Raw genomic sequence first — 17,138 nt, forward strand, 5'->3', positions numbered from 1 at the left:
GGCGCCGCGGATATGCTTGAATGGTGGCCTGTCGGTTATCGGAGCGGGCCGGACGCATGCTGCTTTGGTCCTGTTTGGCGCGACCCGGCGAACGCCCGACAATAAGCCGCGCTACGCTTTAAGAATACCGATTTCCGCCGCTTTGGAGGCGCTCGCCATGACTAGTGGGCTTCGCGTATTGGCCGTTATCGTCAGCCTCGTTCTGGCCGGCTGTCAGTCAGGCCCCGGGCCATTGGCAGCGGGCGCCTCGGCCTCGCTGCCGGCGGCCTGCAGCTGGCCCCGGCGCTCCGAAGCGTCGGTACAAACCTGGGTGCGGGCGGGGATCGCCGAGCTCGAGGCGCGCGGTTTCGACATCCGCAACGCCGATCTGGCGCTGGGCGTGGTCAGCGCCGAGCGTCGTACCCGCCAACCGGGCAGGGGGGCCGTCGATCGCCCCTGGTACGACGGCATCTCCTTCTGGGGCGGCTCGCATCGCCGCGCGGCGAGCGGGTTCGGGCTGGGCTTCGGCGTCGGCGGAGGCTTCGACGATCCGGTACAGATCGAGCGCGTGTCGCTGGTCGTCGGCGACCAGACAATCAAGCTGACCCGCGACTCGAGCGTGATCGACGCCGGTGGCTACGTGCTCGATGCGCGTGCCTACAATCGCGACGCCTTCTGTCGCCAGGTCAGCGGTGCCATCGAGTCGCGCTTGCTGAACATGCCGGAGGCCTCATGAGACGCCTGGTGCCGGTAACGGTATTGCTGCTGATGCTGGCGACGTCGGTGACCGGTTGCGCCACGTCCCGCGTCGCCCCCAGCGAGCGACTGGCGGTGATGGACGCCACGCCGCGCCGGACGCTGGCCAGTGCCATCGACGAGCTGGTCGCGCGGGGTTTCGTGATCCGCCTGGCGAACGCCGAACTGGGGCGGGTCGACGCCGTGCTGGCGACTCGCTCGGGCTATGTGCTAACCCTCGTGGCCAGCCCGGCGACTGCCGGCACCCGTCTGGCCATCCAGGGGCGCCAGGGCGGTCAGCCGCTCGATCCGGCTCGCTTCGACCCGCTGCTGGCGGCGATCCAGGCGCGGCTCGCGACGGCCAGTCCTGCACCGTGAGTCCGGTTCGCCGACGCCGGTTGCGTCGCCTGGCGGCGCTGGCTGGCGGCTTTGCTACCGTTGCGCTGCTGTGGTGGGTCTGGCACTGGCAGTTCGACAATGCCCTGCGCGAGGCGCAGCGTCACGCCGATACCCGACTGGCGCTGTATACCAGCAGCCTCGAGGGTGCGCTCGAGCGTTTCGCCTACCTGCCCGATCTGTTGGCGCGCCAGCCGCTGATTCGCTCGGCGCTGGGCCGCCAGCCGCAGGATACTCTCAATGCAGCGATGATCCGGCGGATCAACGCGCACCTGGCGCGGGTCGCGGCAAGTTCCGGCGCCGAGGCGATCTATATGATGAACGCCCGGGGGCTGACCGTCGCGGCGAGCAATGCTGCCCGCGAGGACAGCTTCATCGGCCAGCGCTACGACTACCGGCCCTACTTTCGACAGGCCATGCGTGGCGGGCAGGGCGAATTCTTTGCCGTCGGCAGCACCACCGGCCGGCCGGGGTATTTTGTTTCGGCCCCGGTGACGGCCGGCGATGTCTCGGTCTCGGTAACGGCCGGCGAGACCGCATCTCGAGGAGCGTCCGCAGCGCCGCCGCTCGGGGTAGTCGCGGTCAAGGTCTCGCTGGAGTCGCTGCAGGCCGATTGGCGACAGGCCGGCGAGAAGGTGATGCTGAGCGATGCCAATGGCGTGGTGATTCTCTCCAGTCGCGCCGACTGGCGCTATCGCTACATGGGTGGACTGGACGCCGAGGCGCTGGGCGAGATCCGCGCCCAGCGCCAGTTCAACGGCACCGAACTGCGCGCGCTGGGCGAGCGGTTGGGCGATGGCTCGCTGTTGATCGACGGCAACGGCGTCGGCAAGCGCTTCTTCACCGTCACGGCGGACAGTACGGCTGGCGGCCTGGGCTGGCGAATGCATTATCTGGTGCCGGTACGCCCGTTGTATGCCAGGGCGCGCAATGCGGTGCTGGTCGCCGGGGCGCTGTGCCTGGCCTTGCTGCTGCTGGGACTCTGGCTGCGCGAGCGCCAGCAACGTCTGTGGCTGCGCGAGCGCGAGGCGCGGCTGATGCGCGACGCCAACGAGCGCCTGGAGAGCCGTGTCGAGGCGCGCACCCGCGAGCTGGAATCGGCCCAGGCCGAGCTGGTCCAGTCCGGCAAGCTGGCGGCGCTGGGCACCATGGCGGCGGGCATCGCCCATGAGCTCAACCAGCCGCTGGCCGGCATCCGCACCTATGCGGCGAGCGGCGCGCGGCTGCTCGAGCGCGGCCGGCCCGAGTCGGCGCAGGACAACTTCCAGCGCATCCAGGCGCTGTCCGAACGGCTCGCCACGCTGATCCGCCAACTCAAGCTGTTCGCCCGAAAGGGCGGCGCCCGCGAGCCGATCGACCTGCTAGCGCGGCTCGACTTCGTGCTCGAGCTGCTCGACGAGCGCATCGTGCGACAGGGGGTCGAGCTCGAGCTGCCCGAAAGCGTGCAGCCGGTCTGGGTGGCCGGCGACAGCGTGCGCATCGAACAGCTGCTCACCAACCTGCTGCGCAACGCCCTGGACGCCCTGCGCGAAGTCGCCGCGCCGCGACTGAGCGTGGACGTGGCGCTGAGCGACACGCGGGTGGTGCTGACGGTCGCCGACAACGGGTCGGGGATCGACGAGGCATTGATCGGGCAGCTCTTCGACCCGTTCTTCACCACCAAGGAGGTCGGCGACGGGCTGGGGCTCGGGCTGTTCATCGCCTACGGCATCGTGCAGGATCTCGCTGGACGCATCCGCGCCGAGAATCGCACTGGTGCGCAGAGCGGCGCGGTCTTCATCGTCGAATTGCCGCGTGCCTTCGAGACCCGACGCCGCCAACCCAGCGAGGAGGATTCCGTGACATGAGCGAACTGCCGGTCTGGCTGGTCGACGACGACCCCGGCGTGCGCGAGTCGCTGAGCCAGTGGTTCGAGCTCGGCGAGCTGGCGGTGAGGAGTTTTGCCAGCGGTGAGGCGGTGCTTGCCGCGCTCGATGCCGGCGAGCCCTGCGGGGCGCTGATCTCGGACGTCAAGATGCCCGGGCTCGATGGTCTGAGCCTGTTGCGCGCTGTCCAGGCGCTCGACGACGAGGTGCCGGTGCTGCTGATCACCGGGCATGGCGACGTGCCCATGGCGGTGGGTGCCATGCGCCAGGGCGCCTGGGACTTCATCGAGAAACCCTACGAGCCCGAGCGCCTCGAGGAGCAGGTGCGCCGCGCCCTCGAACGCCGCCGCCTGAGCCAGGAAAACCGCCGCTTGCGCCAGGCGCTGCGCCAGGGCGGGCTGGCTGCGCGGCTGATCGGCGAAGCGCCGGGCATGCAGCGGCTGCGCGACGAGCTCGCCAATCTCGCGCCGACTCGCGCCAATGTGCTGGTGTTCGGCGAGACCGGCAGCGGCAAGGAGGTGGTAGCGCGCTGTCTGCACGAATTTGGCCCCGGCCAGGCGGCGCCGTTCGTGGCGCTGAACTGCGGGGCGATCGCGCCGGAGCTGTTCGAGTCGGAACTGTTCGGCCACGAAAAGGGCGCCTTCACCGGCGCGCTCGAGACCCGGGTCGGCAAGCTCGAGCATGCCAGCGGCGGCACGCTGTTTCTCGACGAGATCGAGTCGATGCCGTTGACCGCCCAGGTCAAGCTGCTGCGCGCGTTGCAGGAGGGCGAAGTCACCCGGCTGGGCAGCAATCGGGTGATCGCGCTCGATCTGAGGGTGGTGGCGGCGAGCAAGAGCGACCTGCTGGCGCTGGCGAGCGAGAGGGCGTTCCGCGAGGACCTGTACTACCGGCTGGCGATCGCCGAGCTGACGATTCCGCCGCTGCGCGAACGCCGCGAGGACATTGCGTTGCTGTTCGCGCATTTCTGCCGCCAGGCCGCCGAGGTGCATCAGCGACCGCTGCGCGAAATGGACAGCGAGCTGTTCGCCGCGCTCAGCCGTCACGCCTGGCCAGGCAATTTGCGCGAGCTGCGCAACGCCGCCACCCGTCACACCCTGGGGCTGGATATCCCGCAACTGACGCCGCAGCCGGGCGACGTCCCACGCGAGGCGGCCGGCGGTTCGCTCAACGATCAGGTCGCGGCCTTCGAGGCCTCGCTGCTGCGCGCCGCGCTGGCGCACCATCAGGGCAATATCCAGGCGGTGCTCGATGAACTGGACCTGCCGCGGCGCACTCTCAATCAGAAAATGCACAAGTACCGCCTGCGCCGTGACGCCTTCGTCTGAATACAGCTGTCTACGCCCTCCTAGCGGGTCTCGAGCGCGTTGATCAATGGCATGATCAGCCGGCAACGCGCGTCGAGTTCGCTCGTGGCATAAGGCTCGGGCGTGCCCACCCCCCACACCGGGCCCGGCCAGGCGGCGTCGCCGCGGTAGCGGACGATGACGTGGAAATGCAGCTGGGGCACCTGGTTGCCCAGTATGGCCAGGTTGAGCTTGTCGCCGTCCAGCGCGGCCTTGAGCGCGCTGCCCAACCGGGTCGCTTCTTGCCACAGCCGGGCCTGGTCGTCGGCGTCGAGATCGCCGACCTCGACGATCCCGGCGCGACGCGGTACCAGGATCAGCCAGGGGAAGCGGGCGTCGTTCATCAACAGCACCCGGCACAGCGCCAGGTCGACGATGACGTGGGTGTCGGCGGCCAGCCGCTCGTGCAGGGAGAAATCGTTCATGGCGAGCCTCGCTGGTTTCGGCATCGTATCGGCAATAAATTGCCGATATCGAGGTTGGTGTCGGCGTCTTGTTGCCGATCGGCGGTGGCCGCGATTGCGTAGGCGGCGGTTAATGCCTTGAATCGATGTCATTTTGGAACACTGGCAAGCGATTTGCAGGGGTTGTCGCGCCTCAACACAATAACTGCCAATTTCAGGAGAAAAGGCATGCACAAGCGTCAGTTCCTAAAGTCTGCATTGACCCTGGCCAGCGCCGCGGCATTGGGCATTTCCGCCTCGTCGGCCTTCGCGCAGGATGACTCCCGCCAGTATATCATGGGCACCGCGACCACCGGCGGCACCTACTATCCGGTGGGCGTGGCGCTGTCGACGCTGGTCAAGGTCAAGCTCGAGCCCAGCACCGGGATCTCGGTGTCGGCGATCAGTTCCGCCGGCTCCGGCGAGAACCTCAAGCTGATGGACGAGAATCAGGCCCAGTTCGGCATCCTGCAGGGCTTGTACGGCGCCTATGCCTGGAACGGCACCGGCCCGGTGCCCAAGGCGTACAAGAACCTGCGCAGCGTGTCGATGCTGTGGCAGAACGTCGAACACTTCGTGGTCAACAACGAAATGGCCGAGTCGGGCACCATCGCGGACATGACCAACCTGTACGGCGAGCCGTTCTCGATCGGCGCGCGCAACTCGGGCACCGAAGGCTCCGGGCGCTACATCCTCGGCCAGTTGGGCATCGAGCCGGACAAGATGGACATTGCCTACCTGGGCTACGGGCCCAGCGCCGACGCCCTGCAGAACGGCACCATCCAGGGCATGAACATTCCCGCCGGCGTGCCGGCCTCGGCGGTGACCCGGGCCTATGCCAACGCGGGCGAGGACATCACCACGCTGAACTTCACCGACGAGCAGCTCAAGCAGGTCAACAGCGAGTTCGACCTGTGGACGCCCTACGAGATACCGGCCGATACCTATCCCAACCAGTCCGAGCCGATCAACACCATCGCCCAGCCCAACATTCTGGCGGTGCGTGCCGATGTGCCGGCCGATGACGTCTATGCCATCACCAAGACGATGTACGAGAACCTGCCGTTCTTGCAGAACATCCATCCGGCCACCAAGGCCATGGCGCTGGAAAAGGCCATCGCCGGTCTGCCGATGCCGCTGCATGAAGGCGCGGCGCGTTACTTCAGGGAGCAGGGCCTGGAAATTCCCGAGCGCCTGCAGCCGGTCCCGGCCGAGTAAGCCTTTCCTTCCCGAGGCCTGGCGTCCGCCGGGCAGCACGAGCCTCCCGGCACCCGACCGGGAGGCTCGTTACCGATTCGCGAGGAGTGAACCGTGAGCGATCCCATCATCGAACAGGTCCGCGACGAGGACGCCAGCGCAGCCGAGGATCGCCTGCAGCATCCCTGGCTGGGGCGCTTTCTGTTTGGCTTTGCCATCGTCACGGCCCTGGTGCACCTGTATTTCAATACGTTCTCGACCATTTCCACGCTGTGGACGAGCGCCATGCATTTCGGCTTCTTCGGCGTGTTGTGCGCCCTGTCGGTGCCCATGGCGCGGCCGGAGGGTGCCGGCGCCAAGCGCCTGGTGCTGGGTGTCGACGTCATTCTGGCCCTGGCGACGGCGGGTTGCGTCATCTACCTGATGGCTTTCGAGGATGCCCTTTACGCGCGGGGTGTGACCTTCATCGCCTCGGATTGGGTGGCTTCGATCGCCGCCGTGGTACTGGTCCTCGAGTTCGCCCGGCGCACCACCGGCTGGTTCATCCCGGTACTGTGCATCATCGCGCTGACCTACGTCGCCTGGTGGGGGCAGTATGTCGACGGTATCTTCAACTTTCCCGGCCTGAGCTGGGAGACGGTGCTGTTTCGTAGTTACCTAGGCGGCCAGGGCATGCTGGGCTCGATCGCCCGCATCTCCTGGTCGTACGTGTTCATGTTCATCATGTTCGGCGCGTTTCTGGTCAAGTCCGGCGCCGGCGACTTCATCATCGACCTGGCGCGCTGCGCCGCCGGTCGCTTCGTCGGCGGGCCGGGCTTCGTCGCGGTGTTCTCCTCGGGACTGATGGGCTCGGTGTCCGGCTCGGCGGTGGCCAATACCGTGTCCACCGGGGTGATCACCATCCCCTTGATGCGCAAGGCCGGTTTCCCGGCGCGCTTTTCCGCCGGCGTCGAGGCCGCCGCTTCCACCGGAGGGCAGCTGATGCCGCCGGTGATGGGCGCGGGGGCGTTCATCATGGCCTCCTACACCCAGGTGTCGTACCTGACCATCATCGGTGTCGCCGCGCTGCCGGCGCTGCTCTACTTCCTGTCGGTGGCGATGTTCGTGCGCATCGAGGCCAAGCGCAGCAACGCCCAGCATCTCGCCGACCCGGATGCCCCGGGGATCGTCGAGGTGCTCAAGACGGGCTGGCATTTCCTGCTGCCGCTGGTGGTGCTGGTGTGGGCGCTGATCTACGGTTTCACCCCGACCTATGCCGCGGGCATCGCGATCGCCTCGGTGATCGTGGCGTCGTGGCTGTCCAAACAGCCGATGGGGCCGAAGAGGGTCATCGAGGCGCTGGTGCTGGGGACCCGCAACATGATCACCACGGCGATCCTGCTGATTACCGTGGGGCTGATCGTCAACGTGGTCTCGACCACCGGCATCGGCAACACCTTCTCGCTGATGATCACCGACTGGGCCGGCGGCAGCCTGCTGGTGACCATCGTGCTGATCGCCATCGCCTCGCTGATCCTGGGCATGGGGCTGCCGGTCACCGCCTCGTACATCGTCCTGGCGACGCTGTCGGCGCCAGCGCTCTACAATCTGATGGCGAATGCGCAGTTGCTCGATCTGCTGGTGGCCGGCGACCTGCCGGAACAGGCCAAGGCGGTGTTCATGATCGCCGCACCCGACCAGCTGCAGGCGCTGGCGAGTCCGATGAGCATGGCCGAGGCCCAGGCGCTGCTGGCGAAGGTCCCCGACACCTTCTCGAGCCAGCTCTACGAGCAGGCGCTGTCGCCGCAATTCCTGACCATGTCGCTGGTCGCCGCGCACATGGTGATCTTCTGGCTGTCGCAGGATTCCAACGTCACCCCGCCGGTCTGCCTGACCGCCTTCGCCGCGGCGGCGATCGCTGGCACGCCGCAGATGCGCACCGGCCTGACCGCCTGGAAACTCGCCAAGGGGCTGTATATCGTGCCGCTGCTGTTCGTGTGGTCGCCGTTGATCACCGGTACGCCGCTGGAAATGGTCACGGTGTTCGTGATGGCGCTGTTCGGCGTCTACGCGATCATCGCCGGGCTGGAGGGCTATCTGGAGCACGAGCTGTCCTGGTGGCTGCGCCTGCTGATGTTCCCGATCGGCGCGCTGATGCTGTGGCCGCACGGCATGCTCAGCGTCGACCTGCTCGGGGTGGCGATCTTCGTCGCGGTGCTGATATGGAGCGCGCGTCAGGGGGCTGGACCGGCGCGGCCCGCAGCCACTCAGGGTTGACGGTGGCGATGACAGGGAGCGTCCATGGGTTGGCTTGATGGAGTGATGCTGGTGGCATTCGGCGCTGTCGCCGGCTTCATCAACGTGCTGGCGGCCGGGGGCTCGATGCTGACCCTGCCGCTGCTGATGCTGCTGGGTTTGCCGCCGCAGGTCGCCAACGGCACCAACCGGGTGAGCATCGTGCTGCAGAGCGTCAGCGCGGTGGGCAGTTTCCGGCGTGCCGGCGCGGGCGATCTGGGCGTCAGCCTGCGCTTGTCGCTGCCGGCGGTGGCTGGCGCGCTGCTGGGCGCCTGGCTGGCCCTGCTGGTCTCCGATGCGATCTTTCAGGGCGTACTGATCGCAGCGATGGCGCTGGCCTCGCTGATGATGCTGCTGCCTCAGCCGCGGCTCGCCACGCAGACCTTGACCCCAGCGCGGATCACCCCGACGGTCCATCTGGCGATGTTCGTCATCGGCCTGTACGGCGGTTTCATCCAGGTCGGCGTGGGGGTGCTGTTCATCGCCGTGCTGTATCGGTTGCTCAGGATCGACCTGGCCCAGGTCAACGTCTTCAAGGTCTTCATCATTTTAGTCTATACCCTGCCGGCGCTGGCAGTGTTCGTGCTCAACGGGCAGGTGCGCTGGGGTTACGGCTTGCTGCTGGCGCTGGGCAGCATGAGCGGCGCCTGGCTGGCGGTGCGGGTCAACATGGGGCCGCGCGGCGCGCTGTGGGTCAAGTGGCTGACGCTGGCGGTGATTGTGGCGATCATCCTGCGGCTGGCATTTTTCTGACGTCTCGGCGCTTGCGTCCGCGTACGAATTGCCGCTTGCCGAGGCGCCGTTCATGGGTGATAACTGAACTATCCACACGACATTTCAGGGGAAGGCGATGAAAGGCTCATTGAGGATGGCGGCATTGTTGCTGCTGGTTGCGCTGGCCGGCTGCAACACCATGGAAGGGCTGGGCAAGGACGTCAAAAAGGTCGGCTCGGAAATCGAACAGGCTGCCGGCTGATCTGCTGGGCGGGTGGGTGTGCGCAATCGCCCATCGCCTGTTAGGCTTTGGGTGTGACGTTTTGTCACAAGGCCGCTCAAGCGGCGACTTCATTCGTTAAGGAGGACCCAATGAAGAAACTGACAGCGATGATGTTCCTGATGCTGATGGCTGCCGGTACCCTGGCAGGCTGCAACACCCTGGAAGGGGCTGGTGAAGATATCGAGCAGGGCGGCGAAGAGATTCAGGAAGAAGCCTCCTGATAGACTTCGTGCCGCCCGATCCGCTCGGGCGGCACTAGCTATCGTCCGCCCCTCGATTGCAATTCTCGCCCTTTACCGCAGTTCGTTTCTCCCGGCCGGCCTTTCGACGAATCCGTCACCTCTCAACCACCGAAGCGAAAACGCCGTTCCAGACGTTCGAACAGCAGATCGCTGACGATCGCCAGCAACCCTACCAGCACCGCCCCCTGAATCACGTAGGCGATATTGCCGCCGACCAACCCGGCGATGATCGGCGTGCCGAGGCTCTGCGCACCCACCGTCGAACCGATGGTCGCGGTGCCGATATTGATGATCACCGAGACCCGGACGCCGGCGATGATCACTCGCATGGCCAGCGGCAGCTCGACCCGCCAGAGAATCTGCCAGGCGCTCATGCCGGTGCCGCGTGCGGCTTCCAGCGTGGTGGGCGGCACCGAGCCGAGCCCGGCGATGGTGTTCTGGACCACCGGCAGCAAGCCGTAGAGCGACAGCGCAACGATGGTCGGCACGAAGCCGAAGCCGGCCAGCGGCACCACGATCGCCAGCACCGCCGCAGGGGGAAATGTCTGACCGATCGCCGCCAGCGACGACACCATCGGCTCGAACTCGCGGCCTGCCGCACGGGTCACGAACAGCCCCGCCGTGGCGCCGATACCGATCGATATCAGTGATGACACCAGCACCAGGCCAAGATGGTCGAGGGTCAGCTGCAGAAAGCTCTCGCGCTGGTAGATGGCCTTGTCAAGCTCCGGGAAGGCGGCCGCGAACAGCGGCTCGAGCTCCTCCATGAACAAGGTCAGGACGACGAGCAGCGTGGCGAGGATCGGCAGCAGCCAATCGCGCGGCGTGGCGGGCACGAAGAGGCTTGCGCGATTCATGGCTGACGCCCCATTACGCCCTCCATGGTCACTTCGCCGATCAGCTTGCCGGCCTCGTCGATCACCGGCAGTACCATGACCCTGAACCACACCATGCGCGACAGCGCTTCCTTCATGGTCATCTCGGGCGTGGCGATCCATTCGCCGTTGACCGCGGTCCGCGTCTCGCCGTCTGCGCTGAGCCGGCCACCGTGCAGCGCCAGCGGGCGTCCGTCGGCATCGACTTCCCAGCTGTGCCGGCTCGCAGCGCGATCGCGCGCGAGGCGCGGCGGCCGGCAATACTGGTCGACCCAGCGCCGCGAGAGCAGCTTCAGGCCCAGGTCGGCCTTGCCGATGAAGTCGCTGACGAAGCCGTCGGCGGGGTCGACCAGCAATTCGATGGGTCGGTCGTACTGCACCAGCCGGCCCTGGTTGAGGATCGCCACCTTGGAAGCCAGCTTGAGCGCTTCGTCCATGTCGTGGGTGACGAAGACGATGGTCTTGCGGGTCTGTTCGTGGACCCGCAGCATCTCGTTTTGCAGTACCTCGCGGGTCAGCGGATCGACGGCGCCGAACGGCTCGTCCATCAGCAGCACCTCGGGGTCGGCGGCCAGTGCGCGGGCCACGCCGACGCGCTGGGCCTGGCCGCCCGACAATTGATGCGGATACTTGTCGCGGTATTCGCCGGCCGCAAGATGGAACAGGTTCATCAACTCGTCGATGCGCGCATCGATGCGCGACCGGGGCCATTTGAGCAGGTTGGGCACCACGGCGATGTTCTCGGCCACCGTCCAGTGCGGGAACAGCCCGATCGACTGAATCGCGTAACCCATGCGCCGACGCAGCTGTTCCGGCTTGAGCCGACTGACATCTTCGTCGCCGAGCAGGATCCGCCCGCGGCTCATCGGTATCAACTGATTGATCATGCGCAGGGTGGTCGACTTGCCGCAGCCCGACGGGCCGATCAGCACGCCGAATTCACCGCTCTCGACGCGCAGCGAAATGTCGTCGACGACGTTCTTGCCGGCGTAGGTCTTGGTGAGGCCTTGCAGTTCAATCATGAGATGGCCTTGCTGAAAATGGCTGCGCTCGTTCATGCGGCGTTAAAAATAAGCTCAAGATACTCATTTACAACAGTAAACTCCGTCCTCTCGCTGATTTTTGCCTTGCCTGACCATCGCTCACCATCTTTTCAGTCAAGGCCGGTTGGTTATTGCCAATTAGCGCCCGCCGGCGGGACGGCTGATGGCGACCAGGATCTGCAGCAGGAAATCGGCGATTACCGCCAGGGCGATGGTCGGTACCGCGCCGAGCAGTACCAGATCGATGGCGTACTGACCGAGCCCCTGGAAGACGAACGCGCCCAGCCCGCCGGCGCCGATCAACGCCGCGACGACCGTCAGGCCGATCGCCTGCACGGTGACGATGCGCAACCCCGAGAGGATCACCGGTAACGCCAGCGGTATTTCCACCCGCCACAGCACCTGGCGCCGAGTCATGCCCATCCCGCGCGCCGCCTCGAGGGTCGCCGCTGCAACCCCGGCGAAACCGGCGTGGGTGTTGCGCACCACCGGCAGCAGTGAATACATGATCAGCGCGATGATCGCCGGTGCGGCGCCGATGCCCTTGATTCCCAGCGCACGCAGCAACGGGAAGCTGTCGCCAAGTGCCGAGAGCGGCGCCACCAGCAGCGCGAACAATGCGATCGAGGGGATCGTCTGGAAGAAATTCAGGGTGCCGAACAGCGAGCCGCGCAGCGCCGGCCGGCGATGCGCCAGCAATCCCAGCGGCAAGCCGATGGCCAGGGCCGGCGTCAGCGCCAGCGCGACCAGTCTCAGGTGAGTGAGCAGCTGAGCGATGAAGGCGTCCTGGATGTTGAAATACTCGCGGAGAATCGACAGCGCATTGAACTGGCCGCTGGCAAATAGCCCGGCGATGGCGGCGGCCAGGGCCAGGCCGTAGGCGCCGCCGACCCATAGCGGCGCGCGCAGGCGCTGGAAGGCATCGACGATCATCAGCAGCGTACAGAACACCAGCACCCAGAAGGCCGCGCCCTGCGAGACCCGCGCGACCGGCGAGGCCTCGACAAGCGCACGGGCGGCGTAGTCGCCGAGCGCGTAGAGGGTCAGCAGCAGCGTCAACGGTGCGACGGCCAGTGTCAGGCGCAGGCCCTGCTCGGCGGACAGCGGCCTGGCCAGCGCGGCGAGCGCCAGCAGCAGGGCCAGCAGCGCGAGAGTCGCGGCCTGCCAGGTCGTCAGTGCCGCCGCCAGGTTGATTGCTTCGCCGGATACCAGCCGATTGGGCGCCATGGCAGCGAACGGCAGCCACACGCAGCCCAGCAGCGCCGCTACCCACAGCGTCAGCAGCACGCGGTTGGCGACCAGGCGCCTGGCCTGGTCGCCGGTCGGAATCGCGTTGACGGTCACGGTCCGCTCAGTCCAGGAAGCCGTTAGCCTCGAGATAATCGCGGGCCACTTGCTTGGCCGGCAGGCCATCGACCTGAATCTTGCTGTTCAGTTCCTGCAGCGTCTCGCGATCGAGCGAGGCGAGTACCGGCTCGAACAGTTCGGGGAGCTGCGGGTTGGCTTCGAGGACTTGCTCGCGCATCGCCACCGTCGGCTCGTAGACCATCTGCACGCCCTGAGTATCCTCCATGACCTTGAGCCCGGCGGGCTTGATCGCGCCGTCGGTGCCGTAGACCATTGCCGCGTTGGTGCCGCTGGTGCCTTCGGCGGCAGCCCGGATGGTCGCCGCGGTGTTGCCGCCGGAGAGCACCAGCAGCTGATCCTGCGAGAGTGTGAAGCCGTAGGCTTCCTGGAAACTCGGCAGGGCCGCCTGGCTTTCGACGAACTCGGCGGAAGCGGCCAGCTTGACGCCCCCGCCGTCGTTCACCCACTGGCTGAAATCGGCCATGCTGGAAAGATCGTTCTTCTCGGCGAGCGACTGTTTCACCGCGATCGCCCAGGTATTGTTGGCCGGTGCCGGCTCGAGCCAGACGATGCCGTTCTTCTCGCGGTCCCAGTCGCGGACTTTCCGATAGCCCGCCTCGGCATCCTTCCACGCCTTGTCGTCGGTGGTGTTGCTGAAGAAGGCGCCGTTGCCGGTGTATTCGGGGTAAAGGTCGATCTCGCCCTCGAGCAGGGCGGTGCGCACGATATTGGTCGGGCCGAGCTGCAGCTTGTTCTCGACCGGGTAGCCGGCGTCCTCGAGCAGGGCGATCAGCATGTTGCCGAGCAGCGCGCCCTCGGTATCGACCTTCGAGGCGACACGCAACGGGTCGGCGGCCATGACCTGTCCCAGCGTCAAGGCGACGCCGACCGCGAGACCGAGTGATTTGCCCATCCTGGCCATGTTTCCATCCTCTTGTTGACGCGATGTGATGTGTTGAGACGACGCGCCCGAAATCCCTGGGGCCGCTTCGCGTGATGCACCGTCGGCATTGTCAAAGCCTAGCCACAATGCGCGTGACGCTCCACGTTTCAGCACTTTATCGAAACGGCGCGTGCCGAGTCCAGCGGCGTCGTCGCGCTGCCGTCGCGAAGATCAACAAGGCGGGCACGGTCGATGACGTGAGGCGGACTGTCGCCGATGGCGTTGCGATAGTTCGGTCTTTCTCCTCAACCCAGGATGAACACCACGGTGGCGGCGGTCATCGTGCCCATCAGGCCGTTGAAGATCCGCCAGGCGCGTGCGCTCTTGAGGTGGCGGCCCACGGCCATGCCGAAGCCGGCCCACAGCGAGATGCACGGCAGGGCGACGAGCTCGGCGAAGCCGGCCAGCAGCAGGGCGTCGACCCAAGTGCTGCCCTGTTCGGGCAGAAAGCCGGCCATCAGCGCCAGCCCCATCACCCACGCCTTGGGATTGGCGAACTGGAAGGCAGCGGCCTGCCAGAAGGTCAGCGGCCGGCCCTCGCCGCGCAGGCGCAAATCGGGCGGCGGCGCGCTGGCGATCTTCCAGGCCAGGTACAAAAGGTAGGCGCTGCCGATGATCTTGAGCAGCGTCTGGAACAGTGGAAAGCGTTCGAACAGCAGACCCAGGCCCAGCGCGATGGCCGAGAACAGCACGAAGCAGCCGGCCACGATGCCGAGTATGTGCGGCAGGGTGCGCCAGTAGCCGTAGTTGGCCCCCGAGGCGGTAAGCATAAGGTTGTTGGGGCCGGGGGTCAGCGTCATCGAGATCATGTACAGCGCGGCCGGGCCGAGCATGGCGAGCGTATCCATTTTGTATCCATACAAATTTCAGGTTTGCTTTGAATTGTCCCTCTTTGCCAGCATAATGGCGGTTCCAACGGCGTCAACGGATTTATTGTCACCATGACAATCTGGAAACCCGAGTTACCGGCCGGGGTGACGCGTTACCGGGCGCTGGCCGACGCGATCGCCGCGGCCGTCGCCTCCGGCGAGCTCGAGCCCGGCCAGCGGCTGCCGCCGCAGCGACGCCTGGCCGATACGCTGGGCGTTACCGTGGGCACGATCACCCGCGGCTATGACGAGGCCGAGCGACGTGGCCTGCTCGAGGCCCGCGTGGGCAGCGGCACTTATGTGAAAGATCGCCGCGCCAGCGCTCCCGGCTTTCGCCACGTGTCGGTTGAGCCGAGCGCGACCGCTGGCGAGCTGATCGATCTCAGCCTGAGCCTGCCGCCGCCGCATCCGCAGCGCCCGGCGGGTCTGGGCGAGGTGCTGGCCGCGCTTGCCGACGACCCCTCGGCGCTGCAGGCGGCGGTGGACTATCAATCCGAGCACGGCACGCCCGCGCATCGTCGCGCGTTGGCCGACTGGCTGACCCGGCTGGGCTTGCCCATGGTGGCCGACGAACTGACGATCACCCTGGGCGGCCAGCACGCCATCTTCCTGGCGCTGCAGGCGCTGACCCAACCCGGCGAACGCATCGCCGCGGCGGCGCTCACCTATCCGGGGGCGATCGCCGCCGCCCAGCAGTGCCACCTCAAGCTACAGCGCATTCCCTTGGACGATCAGGGCCTGGATGTCGAGGCGCTGGCGCGGCTCTGTCAGCAGCAACCGCCGCGGCTGGTCTATCTCACCCCCGAACAGAACAACCCGACCGGCGCGCAGTTGAGCGAGGCGCGTCGCGAGCGGTTGGTCGAGCTGGCGCGGCGCTACGATTTCTGGCTGATCGAGGACGGCGTGCAGTACCTGCCGCCCGAGGCGCGGGGCAGGCCGCTCTACCTGCGGGCGCCCGAGCGCACGCTGTACCTGTTCAGCACGTCCAAGGTGATCGCCGGCGGGCTGCGCATCGGCCTGCTGCGCGCCCCACCGACGTTGCAGGAGCGCCTGGCCAGCGCCCAGCGCGCGCAGAGCTGGATGGTGCCGCCGTTGATGGTCGAGGTGGTCTGCCGCTGGATCGACAGCGGTGCCGCCGAGCGATTGCTCGGCTGGCAACTCGACGAGATCGCCGCGCGCCAACGTCTGGCCCGGCAGCGGCTGGCTGCCTTCGCGCCGAGCGGCCAGCCTCACGGCTTCCACCTCTGGCTGGAACTGCCCAACGGCTGGCGCGCCGCGGCACTGATCGAGCAACTCGAACGCCAGGGGGTGCGGGTGACCAGCGCCGAGCCGTTCTGCGTCGGCAGCGAGCCGGCGCCGCAGGCGATTCGTCTGTGCGTCAGCGCGGCGGCCGACCGCGAGACGCTGGAGCGTGCGCTCAAGATCATCGCCGACACGTTGGCCGCGCCGCCGGCCAGCCCCTGGCGTACGCTGTGAACGGCGACGCTTGCATCGCCGGCTTATCGCCTCCACCTAGTAAGGCATCACCTCTTGCAAGGAGTCGCCCATGAATCGCGCCCAGGTACTTGCCCACGGCACGTTGCACTGTTTCCCCGTCGGCCTGCGCGATGCCGATGACAAGCCGGTCAACGCCGAGGTCTCGGCGGTGGTCTACGACGGTCGGCGGCTGATCCTGGCCAGCGACAAGCCGATCCCCGGCGAGTCGCGCTCGGCGGTGTTTGCGGTCGACATCGATGCGCACGGCATCCCCGACGATGCCAGCCTCGATTACTTCACCGAACCGGCGATCAAGAGCGCCGCCAAGTACGAGGATTTCGCGCTGACCGCCGACGGTCGTCACGTACTGGCGACCACCGGCTTCGATCGCATCGCCGAGGACGACCACACGCTGAATGCCTACAACCATCTGCTGATCTGGCCGCTGGGTCAGCCCGAGCGGGTGCAGGTGGTCGACCCCGATCCCCGAGACGGCGTCGAGGGCTCGTTGGAGCTGCGCAACAAGCTCGACGGTGCGATCGGCACGCCCTACTACAAGATCGAGGGGCTCGCGGCGATCCCCGGCGAGCGCGGCGACGGGCTGCTGATGTTCGGCGTGCGCGAGCAGGGCAACACTCACGCCGACTTCGATTACGTGTGCCGGATAGTGGGCGCGCACTATCGCGTCAACGCCCAAGGCAATCTCGAGTTCATCGACGAACTGCGCAGCCTGTATCGGTTCAATCCCGGCGACTTCCCCCAGGTGCGTCACGTCTGTGGCCTGTCGAGCCTGGAATACGACCCCTACAACGCCCGGCTCTACCTGCTGACCAGCTTCGAGACCGAGATCGACGGTGTCGAGCATATCGGCGGCTACCTGTGGACGATGAGCCTCGATGACCTCAATGCCGGCCGCGCCCCGCAACTGGTCGAGGACGAACACGGTGAGCCGCTGGTCTTCGAGCACAAGGCCGAGGGGCTGGCGGTACTCGACGAGGAAAGCTTGTTCGTCGCCTACGACAACGATCGCAACCTGGCGCTGGGGTCGATCGACGCGCGCGATGAGCGCCACGCCAACGAGGCGCCCTATACCATCCTGCGCATCGTCTGA

Annotated in this window: 17 protein-coding genes; 11 read left to right on the plus strand and 6 right to left on the minus strand. The window is 66.7% G+C overall.

The annotated features are described in order from the left end of the window. The first annotated feature begins 157 nt into the window (after nt 1–157). Genes HALZIN_RS0100320 through HALZIN_RS0100335 form a run of 4 tightly spaced genes read left to right on the plus strand, consistent with a single transcriptional unit; the run spans nt 158 to nt 4,303 of the window. A complete protein-coding gene (locus HALZIN_RS0100320; RefSeq protein WP_150113064.1) occupies nt 158–715 on the plus strand; it encodes a hypothetical protein in 558 nt (185 codons plus the stop codon). Beyond that, complete coding sequence (locus tag HALZIN_RS0100325) at nt 712–1,092, plus strand: hypothetical protein (protein ID WP_031382274.1); 381 nt, start codon at nt 712–714, stop codon at nt 1,090–1,092. The genes HALZIN_RS0100320 and HALZIN_RS0100325 overlap by 4 nt, the downstream gene beginning before the upstream one ends. Then, nucleotides 1,089–2,957, plus strand: coding sequence for a sensor histidine kinase (locus HALZIN_RS0100330; protein ID WP_231664015.1), 1,869 nt, complete (start codon nt 1,089–1,091; stop codon nt 2,955–2,957). Before HALZIN_RS0100325 ends, HALZIN_RS0100330 begins: the two co-directional genes overlap by 4 nt. Next, nucleotides 2,954–4,303: a sigma-54-dependent transcriptional regulator gene (locus tag HALZIN_RS0100335; protein ID WP_031382276.1), complete on the plus strand. Its 1,350-nt coding sequence runs from the start codon at nt 2,954–2,956 to the stop codon at nt 4,301–4,303. Before HALZIN_RS0100330 ends, HALZIN_RS0100335 begins: the two co-directional genes overlap by 4 nt. A gap of 20 nt (nt 4,304–4,323) precedes the next feature. Here HALZIN_RS0100335 and HALZIN_RS0100340 read toward each other — a convergent pair whose 3' ends face one another. Then, the gene (locus HALZIN_RS0100340) at nt 4,324–4,746 is read right to left on the minus strand and encodes an HIT domain-containing protein (protein WP_031382277.1); all 423 of its coding nucleotides are present in this window, start codon (nt 4,744–4,746) and stop codon (nt 4,324–4,326) included. Between the two features lie 207 nt (nt 4,747–4,953). On the opposite strand from HALZIN_RS0100340, the gene HALZIN_RS0100345 reads away from it, so the two are divergent. The 5 genes from HALZIN_RS0100345 to HALZIN_RS0100365 all read left to right on the plus strand — a co-directional run bounded on the left by HALZIN_RS0100345 (nt 4,954) and on the right by HALZIN_RS0100365 (nt 9,453). Further along, nucleotides 4,954–5,982 (plus strand): TAXI family TRAP transporter solute-binding subunit, encoded by a 1,029-nt coding sequence (locus HALZIN_RS0100345; protein ID WP_031382278.1) that lies wholly within the window; start codon nt 4,954–4,956, stop codon nt 5,980–5,982. 93 nt (nt 5,983–6,075) lie between these two features. Next, nucleotides 6,076–8,217 carry a TRAP transporter permease gene (locus HALZIN_RS0100350; RefSeq protein WP_031382279.1) on the plus strand — a complete coding sequence of 714 codons (2,142 nt, stop codon included), beginning with the start codon at nt 6,076–6,078 and terminating at the stop codon, nt 8,215–8,217. A gap of 24 nt (nt 8,218–8,241) precedes the next feature. After that, the gene (locus HALZIN_RS0100355) at nt 8,242–8,988 is read left to right on the plus strand and encodes a sulfite exporter TauE/SafE family protein (protein WP_031382280.1); all 747 of its coding nucleotides are present in this window, start codon (nt 8,242–8,244) and stop codon (nt 8,986–8,988) included. Nucleotides 8,989–9,085: 97 nt separating this feature from the next. Continuing rightward, entirely contained in the window at nt 9,086–9,211 is a 126-nt protein-coding gene (locus HALZIN_RS0100360) for an entericidin A/B family lipoprotein (RefSeq protein WP_031382281.1), read from the plus strand. Nucleotides 9,212–9,321: 110 nt separating this feature from the next. After that, nucleotides 9,322–9,453 carry an entericidin A/B family lipoprotein gene (locus HALZIN_RS0100365; RefSeq protein ID WP_031382282.1) on the plus strand — a complete coding sequence of 44 codons (132 nt, stop codon included), beginning with the start codon at nt 9,322–9,324 and terminating at the stop codon, nt 9,451–9,453. A gap of 122 nt (nt 9,454–9,575) precedes the next feature. Here HALZIN_RS0100365 and HALZIN_RS0100370 read toward each other — a convergent pair whose 3' ends face one another. The 5 genes from HALZIN_RS0100370 to HALZIN_RS0100390 form a co-directional block, all read right to left on the minus strand. Next, nucleotides 9,576–10,331: an ABC transporter permease gene (locus tag HALZIN_RS0100370; RefSeq protein ID WP_031382283.1), complete on the minus strand. Its 756-nt coding sequence runs from the start codon at nt 10,329–10,331 to the stop codon at nt 9,576–9,578. Beyond that, the gene (locus HALZIN_RS0100375) at nt 10,328–11,371 is read right to left on the minus strand and encodes an ABC transporter ATP-binding protein (RefSeq protein WP_031382284.1); all 1,044 of its coding nucleotides are present in this window, start codon (nt 11,369–11,371) and stop codon (nt 10,328–10,330) included. Before HALZIN_RS0100375 ends, HALZIN_RS0100370 begins: the two co-directional genes overlap by 4 nt. Before the next feature lie 159 nt (nt 11,372–11,530). Continuing rightward, nucleotides 11,531–12,736: an ABC transporter permease gene (locus HALZIN_RS0100380; RefSeq protein ID WP_051907304.1), complete on the minus strand. Its 1,206-nt coding sequence runs from the start codon at nt 12,734–12,736 to the stop codon at nt 11,531–11,533. A gap of 7 nt (nt 12,737–12,743) precedes the next feature. Continuing rightward, a complete protein-coding gene (gene osmF / locus HALZIN_RS0100385) occupies nt 12,744–13,661 on the minus strand; it encodes a glycine betaine ABC transporter substrate-binding protein OsmF (protein ID WP_084173245.1) in 918 nt (305 codons plus the stop codon). Nucleotides 13,662–13,927: 266 nt separating this feature from the next. Further along, nucleotides 13,928–14,530 carry a LysE family translocator gene (locus tag HALZIN_RS0100390; protein WP_031382287.1) on the minus strand — a complete coding sequence of 201 codons (603 nt, stop codon included), beginning with the start codon at nt 14,528–14,530 and terminating at the stop codon, nt 13,928–13,930. A gap of 93 nt (nt 14,531–14,623) precedes the next feature. Between HALZIN_RS0100390 and HALZIN_RS0100395 the strand changes: the two genes are divergently transcribed. Beyond that, nucleotides 14,624–16,027 (plus strand): aminotransferase-like domain-containing protein, encoded by a 1,404-nt coding sequence (locus tag HALZIN_RS0100395; protein WP_031382288.1) that lies wholly within the window; start codon nt 14,624–14,626, stop codon nt 16,025–16,027. Between the two features lie 70 nt (nt 16,028–16,097). After that, nucleotides 16,098–17,138 (plus strand): hypothetical protein, encoded by a 1,041-nt coding sequence (locus tag HALZIN_RS0100400; protein WP_031382289.1) that lies wholly within the window; start codon nt 16,098–16,100, stop codon nt 17,136–17,138.

This window comes from Halomonas zincidurans B6 (assembly GCF_000731955.1).
In the GTDB taxonomy this organism is placed as follows: domain Bacteria; phylum Pseudomonadota; class Gammaproteobacteria; order Pseudomonadales; family Halomonadaceae; genus Modicisalibacter; species Modicisalibacter zincidurans.

Bases quoted from the DNA above. Each gene is read 5' to 3' on its own strand.
- HALZIN_RS0100320 (WP_150113064.1), top strand. From the start codon at position 158: ATGACTAGTGGGCTTCGCGTATTGGCCGTTATCGTCAGCCTCGTTCTG.
- HALZIN_RS0100325 (WP_031382274.1), top strand. From the start codon at position 712: ATGAGACGCCTGGTGCCGGTAACGGTATTGCTGCTGATGCTGGCGACG.
- HALZIN_RS0100335 (WP_031382276.1), top strand. From the start codon at position 2,954: ATGAGCGAACTGCCGGTCTGGCTGGTCGACGACGACCCCGGCGTGCGC.
- HALZIN_RS0100340 (WP_031382277.1), bottom strand. From the start codon at position 4,746: ATGAACGATTTCTCCCTGCACGAGCGGCTGGCCGCCGACACCCACGTC.
- HALZIN_RS0100345 (WP_031382278.1), top strand. From the start codon at position 4,954: ATGCACAAGCGTCAGTTCCTAAAGTCTGCATTGACCCTGGCCAGCGCC.
- HALZIN_RS0100355 (WP_031382280.1), top strand. From the start codon at position 8,242: ATGGGTTGGCTTGATGGAGTGATGCTGGTGGCATTCGGCGCTGTCGCC.
- HALZIN_RS0100360 (WP_031382281.1), top strand. From the start codon at position 9,086: ATGAAAGGCTCATTGAGGATGGCGGCATTGTTGCTGCTGGTTGCGCTG.
- HALZIN_RS0100365 (WP_031382282.1), top strand. From the start codon at position 9,322: ATGAAGAAACTGACAGCGATGATGTTCCTGATGCTGATGGCTGCCGGT.
- HALZIN_RS0100370 (WP_031382283.1), bottom strand. From the start codon at position 10,331: ATGAATCGCGCAAGCCTCTTCGTGCCCGCCACGCCGCGCGATTGGCTG.
- HALZIN_RS0100375 (WP_031382284.1), bottom strand. From the start codon at position 11,371: ATGATTGAACTGCAAGGCCTCACCAAGACCTACGCCGGCAAGAACGTC.
- osmF (WP_084173245.1), bottom strand. From the start codon at position 13,661: ATGGCCAGGATGGGCAAATCACTCGGTCTCGCGGTCGGCGTCGCCTTG.
- HALZIN_RS0100390 (WP_031382287.1), bottom strand. From the start codon at position 14,530: ATGGATACGCTCGCCATGCTCGGCCCGGCCGCGCTGTACATGATCTCG.
- HALZIN_RS0100395 (WP_031382288.1), top strand. From the start codon at position 14,624: ATGACAATCTGGAAACCCGAGTTACCGGCCGGGGTGACGCGTTACCGG.
- HALZIN_RS0100400 (WP_031382289.1), top strand. From the start codon at position 16,098: ATGAATCGCGCCCAGGTACTTGCCCACGGCACGTTGCACTGTTTCCCC.